This window comes from Bacillus sp. GZB, from assembly GCF_001975995.1.
In the GTDB taxonomy this organism is placed as follows: domain Bacteria; phylum Bacillota; class Bacilli; order Bacillales; family Bacillaceae; genus Bacillus; species Bacillus velezensis.
The window spans coordinates 472,033-497,242 of record NZ_MTQG01000010.1; the positions used below are offsets into that span (position 1 = coordinate 472,033).

The 25,210-nt window shown below is 48.4% G+C and carries 24 protein-coding genes and 1 riboswitch; of the genes, 17 read left to right on the forward strand and 7 right to left on the reverse strand.

Annotated features, from left to right (window positions below):
* Window positions 1–101: 101 nt before the first annotated feature.
* The 3 genes from BXO87_RS02785 to BXO87_RS02795 all read right to left on the reverse strand — a co-directional run bounded on the left by BXO87_RS02785 (window position 102) and on the right by BXO87_RS02795 (window position 3,331).
* Window positions 102–1,100, reverse strand: coding sequence for an inorganic phosphate transporter (locus BXO87_RS02785; RefSeq protein ID WP_032874611.1), 999 nt, complete (start codon window positions 1,098–1,100; stop codon window positions 102–104).
* A 12-nt stretch (window positions 1,101–1,112) separates the two neighbouring features.
* Window positions 1,113–1,730: a DUF47 domain-containing protein gene (locus tag BXO87_RS02790; RefSeq protein ID WP_032874614.1), complete on the reverse strand. Its 618-nt coding sequence runs from the start codon at window positions 1,728–1,730 to the stop codon at window positions 1,113–1,115.
* 284 nt (window positions 1,731–2,014) lie between these two features.
* Entirely contained in the window at window positions 2,015–3,331 is a 1,317-nt protein-coding gene (locus BXO87_RS02795; protein ID WP_038457739.1) for an APC family permease, read from the reverse strand.
* Between the two features lie 322 nt (window positions 3,332–3,653).
* Between BXO87_RS02795 and BXO87_RS02800 the strand changes: the two genes are divergently transcribed.
* The 3 genes from BXO87_RS02800 (at window position 3,654) to BXO87_RS02810 (ending at window position 7,924) form a co-directional block, all read left to right on the forward strand.
* Window positions 3,654–4,604: a ring-cleaving dioxygenase gene (locus BXO87_RS02800; protein ID WP_007610844.1), complete on the forward strand. Its 951-nt coding sequence runs from the start codon at window positions 3,654–3,656 to the stop codon at window positions 4,602–4,604.
* A 183-nt stretch (window positions 4,605–4,787) separates the two neighbouring features.
* The gene (locus BXO87_RS02805; protein ID WP_038457744.1) at window positions 4,788–6,941 is read left to right on the forward strand and encodes a glycosyltransferase family 39 protein; all 2,154 of its coding nucleotides are present in this window, start codon (window positions 4,788–4,790) and stop codon (window positions 6,939–6,941) included.
* Window positions 6,942–6,952: 11 nt separating this feature from the next.
* Window positions 6,953–7,924: a glycosyltransferase family 2 protein gene (locus BXO87_RS02810; protein WP_007610846.1), complete on the forward strand. Its 972-nt coding sequence runs from the start codon at window positions 6,953–6,955 to the stop codon at window positions 7,922–7,924.
* Between the two features lie 43 nt (window positions 7,925–7,967).
* On the opposite strand, the gene BXO87_RS20780 is transcribed toward BXO87_RS02810, so the two are convergent.
* Both BXO87_RS20780 and htrA read right to left on the reverse strand, forming a co-directional pair.
* Window positions 7,968–8,144: a hypothetical protein gene (locus BXO87_RS20780; protein WP_014417532.1), complete on the reverse strand. Its 177-nt coding sequence runs from the start codon at window positions 8,142–8,144 to the stop codon at window positions 7,968–7,970.
* Between the two features lie 99 nt (window positions 8,145–8,243).
* Entirely contained in the window at window positions 8,244–9,593 is a 1,350-nt protein-coding gene (gene htrA / locus BXO87_RS02815) for a serine protease HtrA (protein ID WP_149917160.1), read from the reverse strand.
* A gap of 277 nt (window positions 9,594–9,870) precedes the next feature.
* On the opposite strand from htrA, the gene BXO87_RS02820 reads away from it, so the two are divergent.
* The 10 genes from BXO87_RS02820 to BXO87_RS02865 all read left to right on the forward strand — a co-directional run bounded on the left by BXO87_RS02820 (window position 9,871) and on the right by BXO87_RS02865 (window position 20,952).
* A complete protein-coding gene (locus BXO87_RS02820) occupies window positions 9,871–11,430 on the forward strand; it encodes an MFS transporter (protein WP_038457747.1) in 1,560 nt (519 codons plus the stop codon).
* Between the two features lie 155 nt (window positions 11,431–11,585).
* Window positions 11,586–12,410: a M55 family metallopeptidase gene (locus BXO87_RS02825; RefSeq protein WP_007407248.1), complete on the forward strand. Its 825-nt coding sequence runs from the start codon at window positions 11,586–11,588 to the stop codon at window positions 12,408–12,410.
* Window positions 12,411–12,424: 14 nt separating this feature from the next.
* Window positions 12,425–13,351 carry an ABC transporter permease gene (locus BXO87_RS02830; RefSeq protein WP_007610853.1) on the forward strand — a complete coding sequence of 309 codons (927 nt, stop codon included), beginning with the start codon at window positions 12,425–12,427 and terminating at the stop codon, window positions 13,349–13,351.
* A gap of 5 nt (window positions 13,352–13,356) precedes the next feature.
* Complete coding sequence (locus BXO87_RS02835) at window positions 13,357–14,304, forward strand: ABC transporter permease (protein ID WP_003154782.1); 948 nt, start codon at window positions 13,357–13,359, stop codon at window positions 14,302–14,304.
* Between the two features lie 5 nt (window positions 14,305–14,309).
* Window positions 14,310–15,338 (forward strand): ABC transporter ATP-binding protein, encoded by a 1,029-nt coding sequence (locus BXO87_RS02840; RefSeq protein WP_007610859.1) that lies wholly within the window; start codon window positions 14,310–14,312, stop codon window positions 15,336–15,338.
* Window positions 15,335–16,954, forward strand: coding sequence for a peptide ABC transporter substrate-binding protein (locus tag BXO87_RS02845; RefSeq protein WP_038457749.1), 1,620 nt, complete (start codon window positions 15,335–15,337; stop codon window positions 16,952–16,954). Before BXO87_RS02840 ends, BXO87_RS02845 begins: the two co-directional genes overlap by 4 nt.
* Window positions 16,955–17,041: 87 nt before the next feature.
* Window positions 17,042–17,977 carry a S66 peptidase family protein gene (locus BXO87_RS02850; protein WP_038457752.1) on the forward strand — a complete coding sequence of 312 codons (936 nt, stop codon included), beginning with the start codon at window positions 17,042–17,044 and terminating at the stop codon, window positions 17,975–17,977.
* Between the two features lie 36 nt (window positions 17,978–18,013).
* Window positions 18,014–19,081, forward strand: a complete 1,068-nt coding sequence (locus BXO87_RS02855; RefSeq protein ID WP_373692064.1) for a dipeptide epimerase — start codon at window positions 18,014–18,016, stop codon at window positions 19,079–19,081.
* Complete coding sequence (locus BXO87_RS02860; protein WP_038457756.1) at window positions 19,078–19,977, forward strand: C40 family peptidase; 900 nt, start codon at window positions 19,078–19,080, stop codon at window positions 19,975–19,977. The genes BXO87_RS02855 and BXO87_RS02860 overlap by 4 nt, the downstream gene beginning before the upstream one ends.
* A 3-nt stretch (window positions 19,978–19,980) precedes the next feature.
* Window positions 19,981–20,952, forward strand: a complete 972-nt coding sequence (locus BXO87_RS02865; protein ID WP_038463766.1) for an ABC transporter ATP-binding protein — start codon at window positions 19,981–19,983, stop codon at window positions 20,950–20,952.
* 27 nt (window positions 20,953–20,979) lie between these two features.
* Here the strand turns inward: BXO87_RS02865 and BXO87_RS02870 are convergent, their stop codons facing one another.
* Window positions 20,980–22,029, reverse strand: coding sequence for a lactonase family protein (locus BXO87_RS02870; protein WP_038457757.1), 1,050 nt, complete (start codon window positions 22,027–22,029; stop codon window positions 20,980–20,982).
* Window positions 22,030–22,099: 70 nt separating this feature from the next.
* A complete protein-coding gene (locus BXO87_RS02875) occupies window positions 22,100–22,960 on the reverse strand; it encodes a dimethylarginine dimethylaminohydrolase family protein (RefSeq protein WP_038457759.1) in 861 nt (286 codons plus the stop codon).
* A 189-nt stretch (window positions 22,961–23,149) separates the two neighbouring features.
* Here BXO87_RS02875 and BXO87_RS02880 point away from each other — a divergent pair, with 189 nt between their 5' ends.
* The 4 genes from BXO87_RS02880 to BXO87_RS02895 all read left to right on the forward strand — a co-directional run bounded on the left by BXO87_RS02880 (window position 23,150) and on the right by BXO87_RS02895 (window position 25,153).
* Window positions 23,150–23,668 carry an acyl-CoA thioesterase gene (locus tag BXO87_RS02880; RefSeq protein WP_021493808.1) on the forward strand — a complete coding sequence of 173 codons (519 nt, stop codon included), beginning with the start codon at window positions 23,150–23,152 and terminating at the stop codon, window positions 23,666–23,668.
* Window positions 23,669–23,767: 99 nt separating this feature from the next.
* Complete coding sequence (locus BXO87_RS02885; RefSeq protein ID WP_038457762.1) at window positions 23,768–24,313, forward strand: GNAT family N-acetyltransferase; 546 nt, start codon at window positions 23,768–23,770, stop codon at window positions 24,311–24,313.
* 12 nt (window positions 24,314–24,325) lie between these two features.
* Window positions 24,326–24,434, forward strand: a riboswitch (guanidine-I (ykkC/yxkD leader).
* A gap of 66 nt (window positions 24,435–24,500) precedes the next feature.
* Window positions 24,501–24,839, forward strand: a complete 339-nt coding sequence (locus BXO87_RS02890) for a DMT family transporter (RefSeq protein WP_007407236.1) — start codon at window positions 24,501–24,503, stop codon at window positions 24,837–24,839.
* Window positions 24,839–25,153 (forward strand): DMT family transporter, encoded by a 315-nt coding sequence (locus BXO87_RS02895; protein ID WP_007407235.1) that lies wholly within the window; start codon window positions 24,839–24,841, stop codon window positions 25,151–25,153. Before BXO87_RS02890 ends, BXO87_RS02895 begins: the two co-directional genes overlap by 1 nt.
* The last annotated feature ends 57 nt before the right edge of the window (window positions 25,154–25,210 follow it).

Sequence of the window (25,210 nt, forward strand, 5' to 3'; positions counted from 1 at the left end):
CATCCCTCACAATTTGAAAAATGGTCTGCTATGTTCATTCTATGTCATGACATCATTTTCCTGTCACAAAAAAAACCGCTTCTGTAAAGAAGCGGATGTCATCAGAAAAAGAGATCTAGGATGAAAAAGGCGATGGCGCCGAGTGTACCTGCAATCGGCAGGGTGATGACCCATGTAATGAGCATCCGTTTAGCCGTTCCCCAGTTCACGCCTTTTACGCGGTGGGAAGCGCCCACACCGAGAATGGAAGACGAAATGACGTGCGTCGTGCTGACAGGGAGATGAATAAACGTAGCCCCGAAAATAATGGCTGCGCCGGTTAAGTCGGCAGATACGCCGTTTACCGGACGGATTTTCATAATTTTACCGCCGACGGTTTTAATGATTTTCCAGCCGCCGATGGATGTGCCGAGACCCATTGCCAGGGCACAAGAGAGCTGCACCCAAAAAGGAATGGCATCACTTTTATGTAAATTGGCCGTCATAAGCGCCATCGTAATGATACCCATCGCTTTTTGCGCGTCGTTCGTTCCGTGTGTATAGGACTGAATGGCAGCCGTCAAAATCTGCACTCTGCGGAAGCGTTTATTTGTTTTCGCCAGATTGCTGTCTTTAAAAATCAGCTTCACGATCGAATATACGATAAAGCCGAGAACAAAGGCGATGATCGGCGATAAGATAAGTGCTTCGATAATTTTAATGAACCCTTTATAATTAAGCGTCGCAAAACCTGACGCTGCAATGGCCGCACCGGCGATCGCTCCGATAATCGCATGTGAAGAGCTGCTCGGAATGCCGAAATACCATGTGATCAAGTTCCAGACGATTGCGGCGAGTAAAGCAGCAAGAATGACAACCGATCCGTTGTCTAATGTATAAGGATTCACAATATCTTTCGTAATGGTTTTCGCCACACCGGTAAACGTCATCGCTCCGAGAAAGTTCATGATGGCGGCCATGATAATCGCGTGCCGCGGCTTCAGCGCTTTTGTCGAAACTGAGGTGGCGATTGCGTTGGCGGTATCGTGAAATCCGTTAATGAAGTCAAATACCAAAGCGCAAATGACAATTAATATCGTTAAAAGTAATAGAGTATCCATTTTAACCCCTCGTTACGCGTTTTTCATAATGATGGTTTCAAGATTATTGGCAACGCTTTGGCAAGAGTCAGCAATTTCTTCAAGCGTTTCGTAAATTTCACGATATTGGATCACTTTGATCGGATCTGTTTCATGGCCGAAAAGATTTTTTAATGATTTTCTGTGCAGGTTGTCACAGTTGTGCTCATACTCTTTAATTTTGATGGCGTGAGGCTGAATGTCCTTTAAGCGGTTTTCTGCCAACAGCTCAGTTGCAATTAAAATTTCTTTCGCACATTCTCTAATGTAGCCGCTGAATTTGTCGATATGCTCGTCTGATGAAGTAATTGAGAAAATCTCCATCATGGCAGAGAAATGTTCAATTCCGTCAAGCACATCATCCAGGCTGTTTGTCAGCTGAAGGATATCTTCGCGTTCAATAGGAGTGATGAATGCTTTGTTAAGCTCTTTAATCATGACATGAACATGATTGTCACCTTTTGTTTCGTATTCTTTTAACGTATCTGCAAATTCTTTAAGTGTTGTTTGGTTTGTGACTTTAAAGTTCACAAAATACTCTGCAGTTTCATCTATATTTTTTGCGATTTCTGTTAAAAGGAGTGAGAACTTATCTTTTTTTCTTTTTATCATTAAAAACCCTCCATTGTTTGAATGAGACAATGCACACATCAAATTATTATATAGCCTTTTGTCGAAAAAAAATAGATAAAGTCGAAAAAAACGCCTCTTGATTTTTTCGTAAAAACGTGTCTCATCCTGTTTTTCTTATGTTACCCACTTTGCCAAAAAAACGTAACATACTTCGAATTCAGACATCTTGCTTAAAAAGTATAACAAAAGATGTGAATTTGCTGTCAACTTTTGCACGTGATTTTGCCGAAAAAAAACGGCTCCCGTAAAAGGAACCGTTTTTGTCAGTTTTTTCTGCTGTTTTTCAGCCAAAAATAAAGCGGCAGCCCGGCGAGGCCGATCAAAAGGGACAGCGCGCAGCTCAGTGTATCTGTAATGATCGTGCTGATCAGCACAAACAGTGAACCCGCGATGGCCAAAACAGGAATGATCGGATACAAAGGCACGCTGTAGGCGCGCGGTTTTCCGCCGCTTTTTTTTCTGAGGATAAACACGGCGAAAAAGGCCATGACGTAAAAAATATAAATCATGAAAATAGAGATTTCAGACAGCTTATCGGGATTGCTGGCGATCATAAAAATAATGGCCAGCGCGATCTGAAATGACACAGCAATCCACGGGGTGCGGAACGTCGGATGCACCCGCGAAATCTGTCCGGCAAACGGCAGCTGTTTCCGTTCCGCCATCGCAAACGAGACACGCGGAAAAGCGAGAATCTTTCCGTTTAAACAGCCGAAGATGCTGACGATGATTCCGACGCTGATCAATTTTCCCCCGATGTCGCCAAACAGCATTCCGGCAGCGGTGCCGGTCGCATTTTCACCGAGTTTGACGATATCGGTCGCAGGAAGAATGTGCAGCAGCGCAAAGTTAATGAAAAGATAAATGGCGGTGACGACCAAGAGTCCGCCCGTCATCGCTCTCGGGAGCAGCTTTTCCGGATTTTTCATTTCGCCGCCGAGTGCCGCAAGCAGAATCCATCCGTCATAAGCAAACAAGGTGGCCAGTATGGCAGCGCCGAAATTCATGTCCGACATGCTGCTTGTAACGGCTGTAAAAATATGCTGATCGCCTTTCCAAAGGCCGAACACGATCATGCAGATAATCGGAATCAATTTGCCGACAGTCGTAATTCCCTGTACGATGCCGCCATATTTCGTTCCGATAATGTTAATGATGCTTAAAAACAAAACGGCTGAAATCCCGATCAATTTAGACCAGCCGGAATCCCAATTGAACAAGTGCGCCATCAAAGAGCCGAAATACAAGCCGATTGCTCCGATAATGGCGGGGCCGTAAATGATAATTTGAACCCATCCGCACAAAAAGCCCCAAAATTCGCCGTACACTTCTTCGAGATATGTATAAAGTCCGCCCGTTTTCGGAATCTGAGTGCCGATTTCCGCAACGGTCAAGCCGCCGGCAAGCGTCAAAATGCCTCCTAACAGCCACGCGATAAGCGCGGTTTTCGCATCACCGGAGTAGGCAAGCACGGCGCCTGGTTTCATAAATACGCCGGAACCGATGATGGTGCCGATAACAAGTGAGAGGGCGATGGTAAGGCCGATCTCTTTTTTAAGTCCGTTCTCTTCAATCTGCATATCCTTTCCCTCCAGGTGTAAAATCGTCATGCTGAAAAAACTATTTTCCATATTGTAAACCCTAATTGCTGAAACACGAATAAAATAAATTTTCTGATTTTGTCGTTTTGCCTAAAAGATAAAGGTTTCTGCTTTTGAGAAGGAAAAAATACCGTTTTAAAAGCGAACATTAATGGTTTTTTAATATCAAAGGTTCGTTATTTGGGGAGCGGCAGTCTGCAGACCGTCTGTGAAGCAGATGGGTTGACTTTACGATCCGGATAACATAAATTGTATATATAAAATATCTCGAAATCGAGATAATTGACTGGAGGATAACATAATGAAAGTTAATGGAATACACCATGTATCAGCATTGACGGCTGATGCGCAGAAAAATTTAGATTTCTATCGGAACATCCTGGGACTGAAGCTTGTGAAAAAGTCCGTAAACCAAGATGAACCGACGATGTATCATTTGTTTTACGGTGATGAAACAGCCAATCCGGGATCTGAATTGACGTTTTTCGAAATTCCGCGGATTGCGCCGTTTCATGCGGGGACAAACAGTATTTCGTCAATCGGCCTGCGTGTCCCGGATGCACAAGCGCTGCAATATTGGAAAAAACGATTTGAAGAGCATCAGGTCTCTCACAGTGAGATCGTGAAAATAGCGGGCAGGGACACACTCGCTTTTCAGGATCATGAAGGACAGCGGCTTGTGCTGACAGCTGACGAAAAAGGAAAAGACATCGGTGAAGCGGTGAAGCAAAGCGGTATACCGGAAGAATATTCTTTCCGCGGTCTTGGTCCCGTTGAATTGACCGTCCCGTATGCAGAACCGACCCTGCGTGTGTTAACCGATGTGCTGGGCTTCACTGAAATCGGGAAAGAAACGCATGAAGACCGGGGCACGGTTACGGTGCTCGAATCCGGAAACGGAGGCGCGCGTACAGAAGTCCATCTCATTGAAAGAAACGATCTTCCGCGCGAGCGTCCTGGAAAAGGCAGCGTGCACCATGTGGCCTTCCGCGTTCAGAATGAAGAGGAGCTTGCTTTATGGCACCGCATCATTACGAAAGAAGGTTTCAGCAACTCAGGCATTGTAGAGCGTTATTATTTCAAAGCGCTATACTTCCGGGAGCCGAACGGAATTCTGTTTGAATTGTCAACGGACGGTCCGGGATTTATGGTTGATGAAAAACCTGAAGAGCTAGGCAAAACGGTTGCGCTCCCGCCTTATCTCGAACACCGCCGTTCTGAAATAGAAGCGCGGCTGAAACCGATTCAGTAAATCAGAAATCATGACAGATGCCTCCCGGCTTGACGGGGGCATCTTTTTTTTGCTTTTTTACCCGTTTTGTCATTCTTTTTACCTATTTGTAAACGGCAAAATAATTGTCTTTGTTTATTAATAAATTTTTCACATTTGGTTGTTACACTTGTTCAAAGTTAAACAAAAGGAGTGAAAACACAGGTGAAAATGAAAAAACGCGAGATAGACGCAGTCTTAATTCTCATTTTACTCGCTTCCGCATTCTTGAATATGTACAACATCTGGAATGACGATACGGTGAATCCTTATTACACCGCAGCGGTAACGAGTATGCTTCAAAGCTTTCATAATTTCTTTTACGCTTCATTTGACGCAGCCGGGTTTATCACGGTAGATAAACCGCCTGTTACATACCAGATACAAACGATCAGCGCGCTGATATTCGGTATGCACGGGTGGAGCGTCATCCTGCCTCAGGCATTGGCGGGTGTAGGTTCAGTTCTATTCATGTACTTATTAATAAAGCCGACGTTCGGAAAAACGGCGGCGCGCATCGCCTCATTTGTCATGGCGTGTACACCGATCGCAGTAGCGGTCGCGCGGACGAACAATGTCGATGCTTTACTGGTCTTTTTCCTCTTGTTCGCCACTTGGCTTCTCTTTAAAGCGATCAGAAAAGGCAGACTGATCTGGCTTTTGGCGGCATTTTTTGTCGTCGGAGCAGGCTTTAACACAAAAATGCTTCAGGCTTATATGATTTTGCCGGCCTTCTTGCTGTTCTATATGATTGCGGCAAACACCACGATTAAGAAAAAAATCATTTCATTGGTAAGCGCGTTAGCCGTTTTAACAGCCGTTTCATTGTCATGGCCGCTCATTGTTGACAATATTCCTGCCAGCAAAAGGCCATATGTCGGAAGCAGCCAGACAAACTCCGTATTGGAATTGGCTTTCGGATATAACGGGATTCAGCGGCTGACAGGGCAAAGTTCCGGCGGCGGCCAGGGCGGGCCGGACGGAAACGCATCGAAAGAGATGTCTTCTCCCGGCGGTTCTTCACAAATGCAAAAACCGCCTGGCCAGTCTTCAAGCAGCAGTTCAGCAAGCGGAGACAAATCACAAAACGGCAGTATGACGGCACCTCCATCTAACGGGAAAATGCCAAGCGGCGGTCAAGGAGGCCCTTCAAGCGGCGGAGATGGAGGCGGTCCCGGCGGCGGAGGAAAAAGCGGTACAGGCACCGGCTCGAAAATGCAATCAGGTTCAGGAATGTTCGGTACGGGAACCCCTGGTCCGCTGCGCCTTTTCCAAACGGAATTATCTGATCAGATCAGCTGGCTCCTGCCGTTTGCGATTTTTGGAATGGCCGGTTTATTGATCGCCGGGGCGAGAGAAAGAAGAAGATTATCAGCAGAACAGAAGGAAACGATCTTTTGGGCAGCGTGGCTTGTACCGATTGCCGGATTCTTCAGTGTGGCGGAATTTTTCCACCATTATTATCTCATTATGCTGGCGCCTCCGATCGCGGCACTTGTCGGTGCGGGATGGGTCGCCCTCGTTCATCTGTACCGCAAGCAGGCGGGATGGAAAACTTGGCTATTGCCGGCCGCTATTCTTGTGACAACCGGATTTGAGCTGTTTATCCTCAGACACTACAATGATCAAATCGGCGCAGGCTGGAGCATCGGAGCAGGCGTTCTCGGCGCAGTGGCAGCAATCGCCCTGTTCGTATTCAAACAGCGCCAAAAACCGCTCAGTTATTATGTTTCACTTGCAGCCCTTCTCGTCTTGATGGTGATGCCGATTTATTGGGCGAGCACACCGCTTCTGTACGGAGGCAACAGCTCATTGCCTGAAACAGGCCCTCAGCTCGCTTCAACAAGCGGAAAAGGCATGGGAATGGATAACGCATCTGTCAATACAAAACTGATCAACTATTTAGAGAAACATAACGCCGGAGCGGACTATCTATTTGCTACAACCGATTCCAACACGGCGGCGCCTTACATTATTAAAACGAAAAAAGCGGTCATGGCGATCGGCGGATTCAGCGGGTCTGACCCGGCCATTACGCTGACTCAATTTAAAAAGCTCGTAAAACAAGGGAAAGTAAAATACTTCTTAACATCTGGAATGGGCAAAGGCGGAAATAACGATATTGTGCAGTGGGTTGAGAAAAACGGAAAGAAAGTATCTTCAGATAAATGGCAATCAAGCACAGATCAGAAAACGAAAAATCATGATGCAGCTGATACAAAAAGCAGCAAGGCCGCGGGTAAAAACAGCCGAATGAGTGGCGGGCCGGGCGGAATGAATCAGTCAGCTTCACTATACGAACTTCAATCTGATGAATAGGAGGAAAAAACATGAGCAGACATATTCAATATTCAATAGTCGTCCCGGTTTATAACGAGGAACTCGTCATTCAGACAACCTATCAGCGCCTGAAAGAAGTCATGGATCAAACAAAAGAGCATTATGAATTGATCTTTGTCAATGATGGAAGCAAAGACCGCAGTATTGAGATTTTAAGAGAGCAAAGTCTGATTGATCCGAGAGTGAAAATTATTGATTTTTCCAGAAACTTCGGACATCAGATCGCGATCACAGCGGGTATGGATTATGCAGAGGGGAATGCAATCGCCGTCATTGACGCCGATTTGCAGGACCCTCCTGAATTAATCCTTGATATGATTGAGCAGTGGAAAGAAGGCTACGATGTGGTGTACGCCGTCAGAACGAAACGAAAGGGAGAAACCTTTTTCAAGAAACAGACGGCCTCTATGTTTTACCGGCTGCTGCGGAGCGTGACTGATATTGATATTCCGCTCGACACCGGAGATTTCCGCCTGCTGGACAGAAAAGTCTGTGATGAGATGAAAAGATTAAAAGAAAAAAATCCTTTTGTCAGAGGACTCGTCAGCTGGGTCGGCTTTAAGCAGACTGCTGTAGAATATGAACGAGATGAGAGGCTTGCGGGGGAAACGAAATACCCGCTTAAAAAAATGCTGAAGCTTTCCATGGACGGAATCACAACGTTCTCTCATAAACCGCTCAAGGCGGCAAGCTATGCGGGAATGATCATGTCCGGAGCGGGTTTTCTCTATATGTTTATCGTTTTATACATGAAGCTGTTTACGAACAGCACCATTACGGGCTGGTCCTCTCTGATTGTGATACAGCTGTTATTCAGCGGCATCGTTCTATTAATGCTCGGAATGATCGGCGAATATATCGGAAGGATTTATGACGAAGCAAAAGACCGTCCGCTCTATATCGTGCAAAAAGCGTACGGCATGAAAAACGAAAAGATTTATCGGGACCAGCATATGTCTTAACCGAAACACCCTGTCCGGCCAGCGGACAGGGTGCTTTTTTTATTCATCTGCGGCCGGTCTGCGTGTGCAGAGAGCGCATGATCAGTCCGGTTCCCGAAAGGTTCAGTAAAATGCTTGCGCCAAGCGTCATTCCCCAAGCAGCGTTTTGCTGAGGAAGCTGAATGCTCAGCTGCAGCAAGATCAGGCCGGTAACGACCAGCAAAAGTCCGGTTTGTTTCATGTGTATGTATCCTCCTTTGTACACTAGGTCATACGGCTGATCCAGGCCTAAAGTTTCATCTGTATATAAAAAATCCAAGGCGGCTGCCTTGGATTTTTGTTAAGAAGATGTTTCTTCTTTTTGAGTCAGTTTCATTTTTTTCGTCATTTCCTTGCCGTTTCTGATAATCTTCACGTCAACGGTGCTGCCGACTTTCGTATTCTTGTAGAGAATATTGCGAAGTTCGCTGCCCGTGTCGGTCTCTTTCCCTTTTAAGCTGATAATGATGTCTTCTGCTTTTAATCCGGCTTTGGCTGCAGGTGAGCCCTGCGCCACTTCGCGAATATAAACGCCTTTATTCAGCTGTTTGCCGAAAAGCCCGAGTGTGCCTTCCTGATAGTTTTGCGGCACTTGTTCCAAGTCGATCATGCTCACGCCGATATAAGGGCGCTCCACCTGTCCTTTCGTGAGAAGCTCTTCGGCGATCGGTTTTACATCGTTGCTCGGGATGGCAAAGCCGATGCCTTCTACATCACTTTCGCTGATTTTCATGCTGTTGATGCCGATGATTTTGCCGTCTGTATTCAAGAGCGGTCCGCCGCTGTTTCCGGGATTGATCGCGGCATCGGTTTGGATGACGTTGATACTTGACTCACCAGCTGACGTGGAAATCGAGACCGTTCTGTTTAAACCGCTCACGATGCCTTGTGTGACGGTGCGGGAAAGGTCTTTGCCGAGCGGATCACCGATGGCGATCACGGATTCACCCGTTCTGAGAGCGGATGAACTGCCGAAGCTTGCCGTTTTTGTTACATGTTTATCACTGATTTCTAAAACGGCCAAGTCTGTCAGAGAGTCGCTGCCGACGAGTTTAGCTGTTACATCGGTGCCGTCATATAATGACACTTTAAGGGAAGAGGCGCCTTCGACCACGTGGTTATTCGTAATAATATACGCTTGGCCGTTTGCTTTCTTAAAAATAACGCCTGAACCCGATCCCGTTTCCGCATCATCACCCGATGAATTTGAGTTTGAATCTGAGCTTGATCCGAATCCGAATAAATCGGAACTGCTTTGCTGCTTCTGCAGATTGGTGATCCCGACGATCGCCGGTGAAATGTCTTCCACCATATTCGAAATGCTGCTTGAATTTGCCGATGAGCTGTTTGCCGATTTGCCGCTGCCGGAATCAGAAGATGTCTGCTTGGCGGTTACCGATGACGTTTCCTGAGCGGGAGCCGGATTGGAAGTATCTTGAGTCTGATGGTCTCCAAGCGGCGTAAATGTATAGATGCCGAGGGCGAGCCCTCCGCCGATCACTCCGCCGAGAAGCGGTCTGAACCAGCCGAAGCTTCGTTTTTTCTTGTCCTCGTCCGGCGCGGAATATCCGGCCGGCTGCGGGTTTTCTTTTACTAAAAGGACTTCCTGTTCTTTTTGGTCTGTCCGATTTTCATCACGATAGTTATCCATCATGTTCACTCCGTTTCTCTATTTCATCATAGCATGATTTGCCTATTATTACTGACTCCATCTTAAACAAAAAGTGTGGGATAATAATGAAAAGATTGTGGGAAATTGTGAAAAAGATGAAATCGGACGGAGGCGCTGTATATTGACAATTTCCATCGGATTTGAAATAATAAATGAGATATTATGTTCAATCCTTCACATGAAAAATTCTGTCAAGCTAATGGGGGAAATCTGTTAGCTTTTTCACTTTGTCAAATAGTCAGAAAGGAGCTGTCACATGAAAGAAAAACATCACTGGATCATTTCTCTGCTTGCTGTATTGGCGGTCGGGCCGGGGCTGATGTCGAATACCGCTCTTTCGGCTGTCCAAAGCCTTGTCCGGCAGACGGTCGGCGGGGAAAACTTTGACTCTTTTCATCCGATTATTATCGGGAATATGGCATTTGCCTTATTCGTGCCGGCGGGGCCGTATTTAAGAAAAAGATTCGGCTCCCGGCCTGTCTATATGATTTCGATGGCCGCGGGTGTCATCGGAGCGCTCCTTGCTGCTGTGACAAATGATATTTATCCGCTCGCCGCGGGCCGTTTTTTACAGGGAGCTGCGGCGGGTACTATGCTGATGATTATGATTCCCATGCTGGTGCTTTCGTTTCCGATTGAGCGCCGGAATTACGCATTATTTGTGTTAATCGGCGGATTTTACGGTTCCGTCATTATGGGGACCGTTTTAGGCACGGCGGCGGCAAGCGCCGGCCATTGGCATTGGCTGTTCGGCATTTTTAGCCTGCTGTCTTTTTTCGGCCTCATTTTCAGTTATATGTGGCTGCGGGATGACGCTCATAAAAATGCTGAAAAATCTCCATTTGACGGCATCGGTTTTCTGTTAGCGGGTGTATCAGCCGTGCTGACCGCCTATACATTTATTCATCTGCCGAAATGGGGCTTTTCATCATGGCAGACATTGGCGGGATTTGGAGGAAGCATCGTCATTCTTCTCATCTTGCTGATCATGCAGTACAGAAACGAACATGCGTTGATTTCGATTAAACTTATGCTGATTCCAAAGCCGATTCTGGGTGTTTTCATGATCGCTGCGGGCAGTATTTCCATAGCGGTCAGTCTTTCGGCATTTCACGGGGAGCTTCAGACCGCATATCATATGTCACAAACTCAACAGATATTCCTTTATGCGAGCCTTTTGGGAGGCGTGGCCATCGCCGCTGTCATCAGTGCATTAGCATATGATAAAGTCGGTCCGGGCATGCTCGGCATAACAGGCTCTGTTATACTGGTGTTCGTGAATTTCCAATGGATGACGGCGGATCATCATATACCGCTTATTCTATTTGCGGGGCTTTTCGTGATGCTGGCGGCCGGGACAGGGCTTATTGTGGCAGCCGGACTGATGGGAGCCGCGTTGGGCGGACCGCTTCCGGAACTGGTGAAACGCATGACGGCAGTTCAGTTTTTAAGGCTGTTCATTTATATGGGCGCTCCTGTTTTAATAGGGTATTTTACGAAAAGAGATGCTTCCGGCACGCTTCGGGGCGCGCGCGGCACACAATCGCCGCATGACCTGCTGATGGGGACATACAGCGATTTGTTTCTTATTGCTTTCATCTTAAGTTTGCTTTTAGTGTGTTTATCATTTGTCATGAATGCGACCGGCATGGGGCATAAGCTGGCGCATAAACCGCATGCCGTCCGTAAGCAGGCGGCTGAAGAGCCTTCGCCGCAGGCTCCTGAACCGATCAGGCATCAGGTCATTCCCGATCATGAATACAGAAGTGCGGTCAGACAGTTTCAGCGTCATCATATAAGCAAAAACAGTATGTAACTTTTTCTATCAGCAAACCCTTTTCCCGGTGAAAAGGGTTTGTTTTTTCCTATAATGGCAGAATGGTATATTGCATGTTTCATCCTTTTTTAATATAATTTGTTAGAATATTCATAATTTAATATCGAAATTTTAAGTAAAAAAGGAGGCATTACATGAAACTGTATCTATCTGTGGATATGGAAGGGATTTCCGGACTGCCTGATGAAACATTTGTCAATTCCCGCATGCACAATTATGAGCGCGGCAGGGTTCTGATGACCGAAGAAGCAAACTGGTGCATCGCAGAAGCGTTTAATAACGGATGCACGGAAGTGACCGTGAATGACAGCCACTCAAAGATGAATAATCTGCTCGCGGAAAAACTTCACCCTGAGGCAGAGCTGATTACGGGGGATGTCAAGCCGTTTTCCATGATGCAGGGGCTTGATGAATCGTATTCAGGTGTGATGTTTATCGGCTATCATGCGAGAGCGTCGATGCCGGGCGTCATGTCGCACAGCATGATATTCGGCGTCCGCCACTTTTACATAAATGATAAGCCGGTCGGTGAACTGGGGTTAAATGCCTATCTCGCCGGATTTTACGATGTCCCTGTCATCATGGCTGCCGGAGATGATTGTGCCGCAAAAGAAGCGGAGGAGCTGATCCCGAATGTGACGACTGCCGCCGTCAAACAAACCATTTCAAGAACCGCGGTCAAATGCCTGTCCCCTCAAAAAGCCGGACGGCTCCTGACGGAAAAAACAGCCTATGCGCTCAAAAATAAAGATAAGGTCAAACCGCTGACTCCGCCTGAAAGACCTGTATTAGGCATTGAATTTGCCAACTACGGACAGGCTGAATGGGCCCATTTAATGCCGGGCACAGAAATCATCCCGGGAACGACAATCGTTCAATTTCAGGCAAAAGACATGCCGGAAGCCTATCAGGCCATGCTCGTCATGACAGAACTCGCCATGAGAACAACATTCTGTTAAAGGGGTGAACGGCATTGCTGCGGTATTTTATCAAACGTTTTATCGCCATGATTATGACCGTCCTCGTCATCACCACTCTGACATTTGTCATGATGAAAGTGATACCCGGCTCGCCTTTTAACGAAGAGCGGGGCACAAACGAAGCGGTCCAGCGAAATCTCGAATCCTACTACCATCTGAACGAACCTCTTATCACTCAATACGCCATCTATCTAAAATCCATTCTTACCTTTGATTTCGGTCCTTCAATTAAAAAACCGTCAGACAGTGTAAACGCTATGCTTGAACGCGGGTTTCCGGTCTCATTTGAGCTTGGGATAACGGCGATCATCATCGCTGTTATTTCCGGGCTCGCGCTCGGCATAATGGCCGCTCTCAGGCGCGGCGGATTTCTCGATTACGCGGCTATGAGCCTTGCGGTGCTCGGGATTTCCATTCCGAATTTTATTATGGCTACACTGCTGATTCAGCAATTTGCGGTTCATCTGAAATGGTTTCCGGCAGCTACCTGGACGAGTCCCGTTCACATGGTCCTGCCGACTGTTGCGCTTGCCGTCGGTCCCATGGCCATTATCGCGAGGCTGACAAGATCAAGCATGGCCGAAGTGCTGACTCAGGATTACATCCGCACGGCAAAAGCAAAGGGGCTTTCTCCCGTCAAAATTGTGATCAAACACGCATTGAAAAACGCTCTTATGCCTGTTGTGACAGTACTCGGGACGCTTGCCGCAAGTATTTTAACGGGCAGTTTCGTCATCGAGAAAATTTTTGCCATACCGGGAATGGGCAAATATTTCGTAGAAAGCATCAATCAGCGTGATTACCCGGTCATCATGGGAACGACCGTATTTTACAGTGTGATTCTGATCGTCCTGCTGTTTCTGGTTGATTTGGCATACGGCCTGTTAGACCCGCGCATAAAACTTCATAAGAAAGGGTGATCCTGATGAATCTCCCGCAAGAAACGGTAAAACACACAGAAGTGCCTGATGACTGGTTTCAGCCGGGCGCGGAAAGAAAGGGTGAAACCGAGTCGGTCAAGCGTCCGAGCCTGTCTTACAGTCAGGATGCGTGGCGGCGGCTTAAAAAGAACAAATTGGCGATGGCCGGGCTTGTGATATTATGCTGCCTGTTTCTATCGGCTGTGTTCGGTCCGCTGATATCACCGCACAGCGTGACAAGGCAGACGCTCGCCGAGCAGAATCTTCCGCCGTCTTTTTCACACTGGTTCGGAACCGATGAACTTGGCCGGGACGTGTTTACAAGAACATGGTACGGAGCGAGGATCTCTTTATTTGTCGGTGTGATGGCGGCGCTGATCGACTTTTTGATCGGCGTTATCTACGGAGGCGTCGCCGGCTACAAAGGGGGCCGGACAGACAGCGCCATGATGAGAATCATCGAGGTTCTCTACGGATTGCCGTATCTGCTCGTTGTCATTTTGTTAATGGTGCTGATGGGGCCGGGGCTCAGTTCCATTATCGTCGCTCTGACCGTGACGGGATGGGTCGGCATGGCGCGGATTGTCAGAGGGCAGGTGCTGAGGATGAAGCATGATGAACACGTATTGGCTTCGAAAACGTTTGGAGCGAAAACATTTCGGATTATTAAGAAAAATCTGCTGCCGAATACGATGGGAGCCATTATCGTCCAAATGACGCTTACGGTGCCGGCGGCGATTTTTGCGGAATCATTTTTAAGTTTTCTCGGACTCGGCATTCAGGCGCCGTTTGCAAGCTGGGGAGTCATGGCAAACGACGGGCTGCCGGCGATTTTATCAGGCCATTGGTGGCGGCTGTTTTTCCCCGCTTTTTTCATTTCCTTGACGATGTACGCGTTTAACGTACTTGGAGACGGCTTGCAGGACGCGTTAGACCCGAAACTGAGGAGGTAGGAAAAATGGCGCAGCAAGTTCTTTCCGTTCAAAATCTGCATGTTACTTTTTCAACATACGGAGGCACTGTAAAAGCCGTCAGAGGCGTCAGCTTCGATTTATATAAAGGTGAAACGTTTGCGATCGTCGGTGAATCTGGCTGCGGAAAAAGCGTGACGTCACAAGCCGTGATGGGCCTTCTTCCGAAACATTCGGCAAAGATTGAATCCGGAAGCATACAATTTAAACAGAAAGACCTTTGCCAAATGTCGGATCGGGAAATGCGGGCAATCCGGGGGCGCGATATTTCTATGATCTTTCAGGACCCGATGACGGCGCTCAATCCGACTTTGACCATAGGGAATCAGCTTTCAGAAGCGCTGTTGGAACACCGCGCCATGACAAGAAAACAAGCTGAATCCGAAGTTCTCGCCATGCTGGATCTGGTCGGTATCCCGGACTCGAAATCCCGCCTGAAGCAGTACCCTCACCAATTAAGCGGGGGCATGCGGCAGCGGATCGTGATCGCAATGGCTCTGATCTGCGAGCCGGAAATTATGATCGCCGATGAACCGACAACGGCCCTTGATGTGACGATTCAAGCACAAATCCTTGAATTATTTAAGAAGATTCAAAGAAAAACAGGCGTGTCTATTATTCTGATCACACACGATCTCGGCGTCGTCGCTCAGACCGCCGACAGAGTCGCCGTCATGTATGCGGGGAAAATCGCCGAAATCGGCACGAGGCATGATATTTTTTACCGTCCGGCTCATCCATACACAAAGGGGCTGCTTCGTTCAGTGCCGCGGCTGGATATGGAGGATAGTGAGCTGTCGCCGATTGACGGGACGCCGCCTGATTTATTCGATCCGCCGCCGGGCTGCCCGTTTGCCGCCCGCTGCCCGGACAGGATGATCGTCTGTGAAAAGGTATATCCGGCAACAACCATGAAATCCAAAAGCCATATCGTCAACTGCTGGCTTCAGGATCACCGTGCAGAGCGGCTGAAGCAGCAGCTGACGGCAGCAGAGGAAAAAGGGGGATTGAAATGAAAAAGAGATGGGCGATCGGTGTGATTGCTGTTGTTTCGTTTGCTCTGATGGGCTGTACAGCCAATGAACAGGCGGGGACAGAACCCGGCAAAGCAAAAGAACAGGGGGGTGAAACGGTGCTGCGGCTCAATAACGAAAATGAGCCGACCTCACTTGATCCGCCGATCGGATTTAATAATGTTTCCTGGCAGCCGCTGAATAACATCATGGAAGGATTGACGAGGCTCGGAAAAGATAATAAGCCCGAACCGGCCATGGCGGAAAGCTGGAAGGTGTCCGCTGATAAGCTGACATATACCTTCAATATCCGTGATAACGCCGAATGGACAAATGGCGATCCCGTTACGGCGGAAGACTTCGTGTACGCCTGGAAACGGATGCTCGATCCGAAAACGGGCGCATCTTCCGCTTTTCTCGGCTACATGATCAAAGGCGGAGAAGAATTTAACAGCGGAAAAGGCAAACACGAAGACGTGAAAGTCACGGCAAAAGATAAAAAAACGCTTGTCGTCACATTGGCGGCGCCGCAGGATTATTTTCTGAGCGTCGTGTCCAATCCGGCGTATTTCCCGATTAATGAGAAGGTCGCCAAGGCTGATCCGAAATGGTTCACTGAAGCAAAAACATTTGTCGGCAACGGGCCGTTTAAACTGACGGAATGGAAGCATGACGACAGCATGACGATGGTCAAAAACGAGACGTATTGGGATAAAAAGACGGTGAAACTGGATAAAGTCACATGGGCGATGGTCAGTGACCGGAATACCGATTATCAGATGTTTCAGTCGGGGGATTTGGATACCGCCTTTGTGCCGGCAGAGCTGAGCGAGCAGCTGATGGGAGGGAAAAATGTCCGCACGTGGGATCAGGCCGGACTCTATTTCTATCGTTTTAACGTGAAAATGGAGCCGTTTCAAAATGAAAAGATCAGAAAAGCGTTCGCGGCAGCGATTGATCAGAAAGAAATCACGGATTATGTGACCAAAAACAGTGAAAAGCCGGCACATGCCTTTGTATCCCCGGGATTTACTCAGCCTGACGGGAAAGATTTCCGCGAAGCGGGCGGCAGTTTATTAAATCCGGATGAATCAGAAGCCAAAAAACTGCTGGAAAAAGGCATGGCAGAAGAGCATTATGACAAGCTGCCCGCCGTTACATTGACATACAGCACAAAACCGGAGCATAAGAAAATAGCGGAAGCGATTCAGCAGAAGCTCAAAAGTGTGCTCGGTATAGACGTTAAGCTCGCCAATATGGAATGGAACGTCTTTTTAGAAGAGCAGAAAGGACTGAAGTTCCAGTTCTCTCAAAGCTCATTTTTACCGGATTACGCAGATCCGATCAGTTTTCTTGAGGCTTTCCAGACGGATAATTCCATGAACCGCACCGGCTGGGGAAGCGCGGCATACGACGGCTACATCAAGCAGGCAAAACAGGAAGCCGATGCCAAAAAACGTTTTGCACTCATGCATAAAGCGGAAAAGCTGCTCATGAATGAGGCTCCGATCATTCCGATTTACTTTTACAATCAGGTGCATCTGCAGAACAGCGGCGTGAAGGGCATTGTCCGGCACCCCGTCGGTTACATTGATCTGAAATGGGCGGAAAAGTCCTGATCTTACAGCGGAAACATATGCCGCTCTTTTGCCGTTAAAGGAGCGGCGTGTTTCACTTTTCAATCCGGAAAGGAGATTGAAAAAGTCATGAACCATAAACCGAAAGCATTGCAAAAAGGCGACACGGTCGGTGTGATTGCGCCCGCAAGCCCGCCTGAGAGCGGGACGCTGCAAACCGCGCTGCTGTTTTTAGAGAATGAGCTTGGCCTTCATGTGAAACTCGGCCGGGCGCTGAAGACTCGTCACGGCTATTTGGCGGGAGAGGACCGGGCGCGTCTCGATGATCTCCATGACATGTTTAGTGATCAGAATGTTAAAGCGGTGATATGCGCGTGCGGAGGATTCGGCACGGGCCGCATTGCCGCCGACATCGATTTCGGCTTAATCCGCCGCAATCCGAAAATTTTCTGGGGATACAGTGATATTACGTTTTTACATACCGCCATTCATCAAAATACGGGGCTCGTCACATTTCACGGCCCGATGCTGAGCACGGATGTCGGGCTTGAAGATGCTGATCCCCTGACAAAAGCGTCGTATCATCAGCTTTTTACAGAAACGGAATTCACCTATACGGAGGACATTTCTCCCTTAGAGGTGCTGACAGGCGGAAGGGCCGAGGGAGAGCTTGCAGGCGGCAACCTGTCGCTCATTACCTCCACGCTCGGCACGCCGTTTGAAATTGATACGAAAGACAAATTGCTGTTTATCGAGGATATTGATGAGGAGCCGTATCAAATCGACAAAATGCTGAATCAATTAAAGATGGCCGGAAAACTGTCAGACGCAGCCGGAATCCTGGTCTGTGATTTTCACCAATGCGAACCGAAAAACAAAGAAAAGTCCCTCACCTTAGAGCAAGTGCTGAATGATTACATTGTCAAATCAGGGAAGCCCGCGCTTAAAGGCTTTAAAATCGGCCATTGTTCACCGAGCTTCGCCGTTCCGATCGGAGCCCGCGCGGTTATGGATACGGCGGCCAAAGCGGTAACGATTGAATCGGGGGTTTCCGGAAGGGAGTGATCAGGCGTGAGGATTACAGATATTCAAACGGGACGGATGTCCGTGCCGCTGAAAAAGCCGTTTAAGACCGCTTTACGCACGGTTTACAATGCTGAATCGGTCATTGTGAAGCTCACTTTTGACAACGGTCTGATCGGCTGGGGGGAGGCGCCGCCGACGGTTGTCATTACAGGCGACAGCGCGGACGGTATTGAAAGCGCCGTCCACGATGTGCTGAAGCCCGCTCTGCTGAGCCGGAGCCTTTCCGGCACGGAAGCTGTTCTGTATGATATCAGCCGGCTGTTGGAAAGAAATCAAAGCGCAAAAGCCGCGGTAGATATGGCTGTATATGACGGATGGGCGCAAATGCACGGACAGCCGCTTTACCGGCTTCTCGGCGGCTATCGGAATACACTGGAAACAGATTTTACCGTCAGCGTTAATTCTCCTGAAGAGATGGCGGGGGATGCAGACCGTTATGTGAACAAAGGATTTCATATTTTAAAAATAAAAGTCGGCATAGGTGACATATCGGACGATGTTGCGCGGATTCAGGCGATCAGATCACGTGTCGGCGGAAACGTCAAACTGAGATTGGACGCCAACCAAGGCTGGACGCCGAAAGAAGCCGTGACTGCGATCCGAAAGATGGAAGACGCCGGCCTGGGCATTGAGCTTGTCGAGCAGCCTGTTCATAAAGACGATATCGCCGGGCTGAAGCAGGTCACAGATGCCGTAGACACGCCGATTATGGCGGATGAGAGCGTCTTTACCCCCCGTCAGGCCTTTCACGTGCTGCAGACGAGAAGCGCCGATTTAATTAATATTAAGCTGATGAAAGCGGGCGGCATAAAGCAGGCGGAAACAATCAATGCGATGGCGGAAACGTGCGGCGTGGAATGCATGGTCGGCAGCATGATTGAGACCAAGCTCGGCATCACCGCCGCGGCTCATTTTGCCGCGGCCAAACGGAATGTGACAAGGTTTGATTTTGATGCGCCGCTTATGCTGAAAGATGATTTGATTCAAGGCGGCATCACATACAGCGGCAGTCAGATTACGATTCCCGATGAACCGGGTCTCGGCATTACCGGTGTGTCGATACAAGAGGAGGCGAAAAGATGAGAGCAGCCGTTACAGCGGCGGCAGCCAATGTATGGACGTTGCCGTCATCTCCCCGTTCGTATGATGCGCCGATGCTCGAAAACCCGCCGCAGATCAGAAAATGGTTAGCGTCTATGGGATATGAAGAGCGGCTGCAATTATGCACAGACAACCTTGTCCAAACGCAAGCGCTTTTCGGGGAAGAGGTGATCATTCTTAAAGAGGAAGGGGAATGGGCTTTTGTCGCCGTTCCCGGCCAGCCTTCAAACAAGGATGTGTGCGGATATCCGGGGTGGATGAAAAAAAGCCAGCTTTCAAAAGACGGCTTTCATACATCTTCCCCCGCTGTATGGATTACCAAACCGACAGCTTTTTTATATCACACAAATGGCAAACCGGACTTGGAAGTAAGTTTCTTAACGCGTCTTCGGGCATCAGGACGTGAGAAAGGCTTTTTCCGGGTGATGACGCCGCTCGGAGAACGGTTCGTAAATGAAGCTGACGCAGACGAGTGCCGGCATACGGAAGGACGGGCGGCCGATGTCATCGAAACGGGCATGATGTTTCTCGGGCTTCCGTATTTATGGGGAGGACTGAGCGGTTTCGGGTTTGACTGTTCCGGGTTTATGTATTCGATATTTAAAGCAAACGGCTATACCCTTCCCCGTGATGCAAAGGACCAAGCAAAAGCCGGATGCAGCGCGGCGGTAAACGATATCCGGCCGGCTGACCTTTTGTTTTTCGCCTATGAAGAAGGAAAAGGCGCAATCCACCATGTCGGTTTGGCGCTGGGAGACGGCCGGATGCTGCACTCCCCGAAAACGGGAAAAACAATCGAAGTGCTGTCTTTGGAAGGAACCGTCTATGAAAAAGAATTATGCACCGTACGCCGCTGTATAAGTGAAAAGGGGGAATAGAAAATGACGGCATCTCCGCTCCTTGAAGTCAGCGGGCTGAAAATGCATTTTGACGCAGGAAGAAAGAAAGCCGTAAAAGCAGTCGACGGTGTCAGCTTTCACATTAAAAGAGGGGAAACATTCGGACTTGTCGGAGAATCGGGATGCGGTAAATCGACGCTCGGAAGGGTTATTCTCCGTCTGTATGACCCGACGGCCGGTTCGGTATCATATGAAGGGACGGATATACACCGTGCCGCGGCAGAACAGCGGTCGGTCTTCTTCCGCAAGCTGCAGATGATTTTCCAAGACCCTTACGCCTCGTTAAATCCGCGCCTGACCGTAAGGGAAATTATTATGGAGCCGATGGAAATCCACAATCTTTACAATACAAGAAAAGCCCGTCTGATGATGGCGGATGAACTGCTTGAAGCTGTCGGGCTCCATCCGGATTTCGGCAGCCGGTATCCTCACGAATTCAGCGGCGGACAGAGGCAGAGAATCGGGATTGCCAGAGCGCTCTCTTTGCATCCCGAATTTATCGTGGCGGATGAGCCGATTTCCGCGCTGGATGTGTCGGTACAGGCTCAGGTCGTCAACCTTTTAAAAAGGCTTCAGAAAGAGAAAGGGCTGACATTTTTATTTATCGCCCACGATTTATCAATGGTCAAGCATATCAGCGACCGGATCGGCGTGATGTATTTGGGCCGCATGATGGAAATTACAGAAAGCGCTGCGCTTTACCGGGAACCGCTTCACCCTTATACGAAGGCGCTTTTATCCTCAATCCCGATTCCTGATCCGCTTCTTGAGGACAAGCGTGAACGGATTATTCTGAAAGGGGAGCTGCCGAGCCCCCTTAACCCGCCGAGCGGCTGTGTATTCAGGACGCGGTGTCCTGAAGCGATGGAGCTCTGCGATAAGATAACGCCTGAGCTTGAAGAAGTGAAGGCGGGGCGTTTTGTCGCCTGCCATTTATACAAAAAAGAAAGCTGACTTTATATTGTCAGCTTTCTTTTTTGATTAAACCTGATGCAGAAATGACACGCAGACCGGATACGGAACCGGAATGTCGGATTGAAGCAGAGTCAATTTGCCTGTTTCCGGATCACGTTCAAACAAAACCAGATTTCCCGTTTCTTCGTTTGACGCGACAAGGAATGTCTCGGAAGGGTCAAACGCGAAATCACGCGGCCAGTTGCCTTCTGTCGACACCCATTCAATAAGAGACAATTCACCGGAATATTGGTTGATCTTATAGATGGCGATGCTGTCATGTCCGCGGTTGGCGGCATAAAGAAATCTGCCGTCTTTAGATATGCGGATCGCGCTGCCTTGCGATTTGTCCGTAAAGCCTTCAGGCAAAGCGGAAATGACCTGCAGCTCTCTGAATTCACCTAAGGTCGGGTTGTATTCAAGCGCGATGACTTCATTACTGATTTCCGTCATGACATAGGCGTATTTTTCCGCCGGATGGAAAACGATGTGGCGCGGCCCTGAACCCGGTGCGAAAGAGTGAGTTTTCACCTCTGTGAGCGAACCGTTTTTCATTTGGTAAGTATAAAGCGTATCCGTCCCTAAATCGACGGCTGCAATGTAGTTATGCTCAGGTGTATAGCCTGCGAAATGGGTATGCGGTTTCTCTTGTCTTTCATGAGGACCTGTTCCCGTATGAGCGGCTTCGGCAGCCGGCTCCTGCAGACTTCCGTCCTCATTGACGGGAAAGGCGTGCACTTTTCCGCTGTGGTAATTAGCGGTTAACACATATTCATGTTTATCATCAATGCTGACGTGGCATGGAGACGGGCCTTCAATCAGCTGGTGGTTCACAAAAGTTAATTCCCCGCTGTTCTGATGAATCTGATAGGCTGCGACACCGCCTTTTCCGTCTGCCTTTTCAATGGAATACAGCATGCTGTTATCAGAATTCGGAGTGACGTATGTCGGGTTGCCGAGCTTTGCTGCCAGCTTCGGCCGGCTGAGCCTTTTCGCTTCTGTATCAAGTTCGAAACAATAAATGCCTTCGCTTCCGCCTTTTGTATATGTTCCCGCGTATCCTATGTACTTAGCCATTCGGTTTCCCCCTTTAGAGTCTTGTCTTCTCTATATTAACGTATCTTGAAGGAAACTGCCTTGTAAATGTTTAAGATGTTCTGACAAGCGGCAAGGTGCAGCAGCGGAAGGAACCGCCTGATTTAATAATTTCGGAAAACTCGGTTTCAATGACTGTATAACCTCTTTTTCTGAGCTCGCGGTTCGTATGACGGTGCTGCGGCAGGCTGATAATTGTCTGATTGCCGATTGACAGGATATTCGGGCCGAGCGTGAATTGCTCTTCTTCCGGCACTTCTATCATCTCAAAACGTTCGGCGAGAAGATCAATTTCTTCCTGCCGCAAGCCATTTTTGCAGTATAGCGCTTCCGTTTCCGAGATCATATTAAATACACAGTCCAAATGTAAGAAATCCTCCTTGAGAGGGATCGGCACAACCGTCATCTCCGGCAGCGCCTCCCGCAGCTCCCGGACAGCCGCTTTATCCGTGCGCTTGCTCAGCCCGGCGTAAACGGTGCCGTCTGCGATCAAGATGTCGCCGCCTTCAATGTTCGCTTTTTTCAGTCGCGTATAGGGGATTTTCTTATAGTCAAGCAGGTCTTGAAACACTTTTTCTTCTCCCTGCCGGACTGAAGCCGCCATGTTTGAAATAAACGCCGTCTCGCCTAATACAAATCCGATATCCCGGGTGAATACCTGCTCAGGCAATGCGGGATCGGCAGGCAGCAGGACGACTTCAATCTGATGAGATCTTAAAATGTCAATAAACTCACTATGCTGTTTGAGGGCAACGGGTATGTTAATATTTTCTTGTTTGAAATGTTTCTGCGTTCCGTTAATAATATCCTTGATGGCCATGTGTTCCGGCCGGCATAAGATGACTGTCTGCAAAGCATCAAACTCACTGCGGCAAGCCGGTTTTCGCGTGGATTTGGGAATGGATACGTTCATGTGATATCCTCCTATCGGTATTCAATGTGCGTTTATTATTCCCGGATGTGATGAATAATGAAACATTTATGAGAGAATATCTAACCAACTTAATATTTAAAATTTTAGACAAAACGGTCAAAGTATTGTTTAATAGGGTACAGATGAATGAGTCAAAACGACCAGACACCAAAGGGGAGTTTAAATAATATGAAGTTGCCAGAATCAAGATTTTGCAAAGAAACAAGGGTTGTTAAAACAAGCAGGGTTTTTCCGCTTGATACGAATAATCACAATACGCTGTTTGGCGGAAAGCTGATGAGCTACATTGATGATATCGCTTCAATTTCCGCGGCCCGCCACTGTCGGTGTGAAACAGTCACGGCCTCAATGGATTCTGTAGATTTTTTGCGCCCCATCGGCCAACAGGATTCCGTATGCCTTGAATCTTACGTCACATGGGTCGGCACATCGTCTATGGAGGTGTTTGTCAAAGTCATTAAAGAACATCTGATGACGGGCGAACGCGAGCTTGCGGCAACGTCGTTTCTGACCTTTGTCGCGCTTGATTCAAACGGGAAATCGGTACCCGTTCCGCGGATCGTGCCGGAAACCGAGGAAGAAGTCATGCTTCACAATACGGCCGTTCAGCGCGCCGGAGAACGAAAAAACCGCTTAAAACACAGCAAGGCCCTGGCCGAGGCGCTCGGAACAGATAAACCTTGGTAATCGTCAAACCGCTTTTTTAAAAAGCGGTTTTTTTATGCTGAGAAAGGACTTTTCCTGCCGGATCCATAATCTATTACAGGGAAAGGAGACGTGGCGTGCATGATGAAACATAAGTCTTCCGGCACCATCCTGATAACCGGGCGTATCCGTCTGCGGACTATGCGGGATGACGATGAAGAAAATTTGTACAGGCTGTTTACCGACAGAGAGGTCATGAAATATTATCCTTCTCTTAAAAGCAGACGGGAAACGAAGGAATGGATTGCCTGGAACAAACGATTGGCCGCAGGATACGGCGTCAGTCTTTGGATCGCAGAGGATAAAGAGACGGGCGCATTTCTCGGTCAATGCGGAATCGTTCCGCAGACGGTAAACGGAAACACTTTGATGGAAATCGGCTATATGTTTGCCCGCCGCCGCTGGGGCCGCGGCTATGCGACAGAGGCGGCGAACGCCTGTCTGGACTACGGTTTTCACACGCAGCAATACGGACGTATAGCGGCGCTGATTGATCCGGAAAACGCTGCCTCCGTCCGCGTCGCGGAAAAAATCGGTATGGTGCCCGGTGAGACCGTTACCAAATGGGAGAGGCAGCTGACGGTTTTTGACATCACATCTGACGTTGAACGTTTCGGCGAAATGTAGTATGATACGAACAGACATGTTTTCTAGGGTTCCGCATGTTCATACATGGCCTGGTCCGAGAGAAAACACATATGCGGACATATCCCGCATATGCACACGGAGGGAAAAAAGCCCGGGAGAGTCAATCTCATGTGAGACGACTATCCGGGCTTTTTTGTATTGTCCGGATACAGAAAGGGTGAAGAACATGAAATGGGGTTTAGTGGTCATAGCGGCCGTATTTGAAGTGGTATGGGTCACCGGTCTGAAACATGCTGATTCGGCACTGGCGTGGAGCGGCACGATTACGGGAATCATCATCAGTTTTTATCTATTAATCAAGGCGACAGACAGCCTCCCCGTAGGAACGGTATATGCGGTCTTTACCGGACTCGGAACAGCGGGCACCGTGCTCAGTGAAATCCTGCTTTTCAAAGAACAGGCCGATCCGGTGAAAATCGTGCTGATCGGCGTTTTGCTGATCGGTGTCATCGGGTTAAAGCTGGTCACACAGGATAAGCCTGAGACGAAGGAGGAGAAGGCGTAATGCATTGGATCAGCCTGATAGCCGCGGGTCTTTGTGAAATGCTCGGGGTCATTTTAATGAATCAATTTCAAAAAGAAAAGAAAGTCAAATGGATTCTTTTCATTATCGCCGGATTTGCGGCTTCTTTTTCCCTGCTTTCTTATGCGATGGAGACAATCGCGATGGGCACGGCCTATGCGATCTGGACCGGTATCGGCACAGCGGGCGGCGCACTAGCCGGCATTCTTTTCTACGGCGAGCAGAAGGATGCGAAGCGCATCTTTTTCATTGCGCTTATTTTATGCGCTGCCGTAGGGCTGAAAATTCTTTCGTAAATTGATTTTTATCAAATCTTCAGTATAATCTATTAGTAAGTTACGAATTATGAAGAT

What these genes read in the sequence shown, in the direction of transcription:
- BXO87_RS02785 (WP_032874611.1), bottom strand. Translation starts at nt 1,100, where the DNA reads ATGGATACTCTATTACTTTTAACGATATTAATTGTCATTTGCGCTTTG.
- BXO87_RS02790 (WP_032874614.1), bottom strand. Translation starts at nt 1,730, where the DNA reads ATGATAAAAAGAAAAAAAGATAAGTTCTCACTCCTTTTAACAGAAATC.
- BXO87_RS02795 (WP_038457739.1), bottom strand. Translation starts at nt 3,331, where the DNA reads ATGCAGATTGAAGAGAACGGACTTAAAAAAGAGATCGGCCTTACCATC.
- BXO87_RS02800 (WP_007610844.1), top strand. Translation starts at nt 3,654, where the DNA reads ATGAAAGTTAATGGAATACACCATGTATCAGCATTGACGGCTGATGCG.
- BXO87_RS02810 (WP_007610846.1), top strand. Translation starts at nt 6,953, where the DNA reads ATGAGCAGACATATTCAATATTCAATAGTCGTCCCGGTTTATAACGAG.
- BXO87_RS20780 (WP_014417532.1), bottom strand. Translation starts at nt 8,144, where the DNA reads ATGAAACAAACCGGACTTTTGCTGGTCGTTACCGGCCTGATCTTGCTG.
- htrA (WP_149917160.1), bottom strand. Translation starts at nt 9,593, where the DNA reads ATGGATAACTATCGTGATGAAAATCGGACAGACCAAAAAGAACAGGAA.
- BXO87_RS02820 (WP_038457747.1), top strand. Translation starts at nt 9,871, where the DNA reads ATGAAAGAAAAACATCACTGGATCATTTCTCTGCTTGCTGTATTGGCG.
- BXO87_RS02825 (WP_007407248.1), top strand. Translation starts at nt 11,586, where the DNA reads ATGAAACTGTATCTATCTGTGGATATGGAAGGGATTTCCGGACTGCCT.
- BXO87_RS02835 (WP_003154782.1), top strand. Translation starts at nt 13,357, where the DNA reads ATGAATCTCCCGCAAGAAACGGTAAAACACACAGAAGTGCCTGATGAC.
- BXO87_RS02840 (WP_007610859.1), top strand. Translation starts at nt 14,310, where the DNA reads ATGGCGCAGCAAGTTCTTTCCGTTCAAAATCTGCATGTTACTTTTTCA.
- BXO87_RS02845 (WP_038457749.1), top strand. Translation starts at nt 15,335, where the DNA reads ATGAAAAAGAGATGGGCGATCGGTGTGATTGCTGTTGTTTCGTTTGCT.
- BXO87_RS02850 (WP_038457752.1), top strand. Translation starts at nt 17,042, where the DNA reads ATGAACCATAAACCGAAAGCATTGCAAAAAGGCGACACGGTCGGTGTG.
- BXO87_RS02855 (WP_373692064.1), top strand. Translation starts at nt 18,014, where the DNA reads ATGTCCGTGCCGCTGAAAAAGCCGTTTAAGACCGCTTTACGCACGGTT.
- BXO87_RS02860 (WP_038457756.1), top strand. Translation starts at nt 19,078, where the DNA reads ATGAGAGCAGCCGTTACAGCGGCGGCAGCCAATGTATGGACGTTGCCG.
- BXO87_RS02865 (WP_038463766.1), top strand. Translation starts at nt 19,981, where the DNA reads ATGACGGCATCTCCGCTCCTTGAAGTCAGCGGGCTGAAAATGCATTTT.
- BXO87_RS02870 (WP_038457757.1), bottom strand. Translation starts at nt 22,029, where the DNA reads ATGGCTAAGTACATAGGATACGCGGGAACATATACAAAAGGCGGAAGC.
- BXO87_RS02875 (WP_038457759.1), bottom strand. Translation starts at nt 22,960, where the DNA reads ATGAACGTATCCATTCCCAAATCCACGCGAAAACCGGCTTGCCGCAGT.
- BXO87_RS02880 (WP_021493808.1), top strand. Translation starts at nt 23,150, where the DNA reads ATGAAGTTGCCAGAATCAAGATTTTGCAAAGAAACAAGGGTTGTTAAA.
- BXO87_RS02885 (WP_038457762.1), top strand. Translation starts at nt 23,768, where the DNA reads ATGATGAAACATAAGTCTTCCGGCACCATCCTGATAACCGGGCGTATC.
- BXO87_RS02890 (WP_007407236.1), top strand. Translation starts at nt 24,501, where the DNA reads ATGAAATGGGGTTTAGTGGTCATAGCGGCCGTATTTGAAGTGGTATGG.
- BXO87_RS02895 (WP_007407235.1), top strand. Translation starts at nt 24,839, where the DNA reads ATGCATTGGATCAGCCTGATAGCCGCGGGTCTTTGTGAAATGCTCGGG.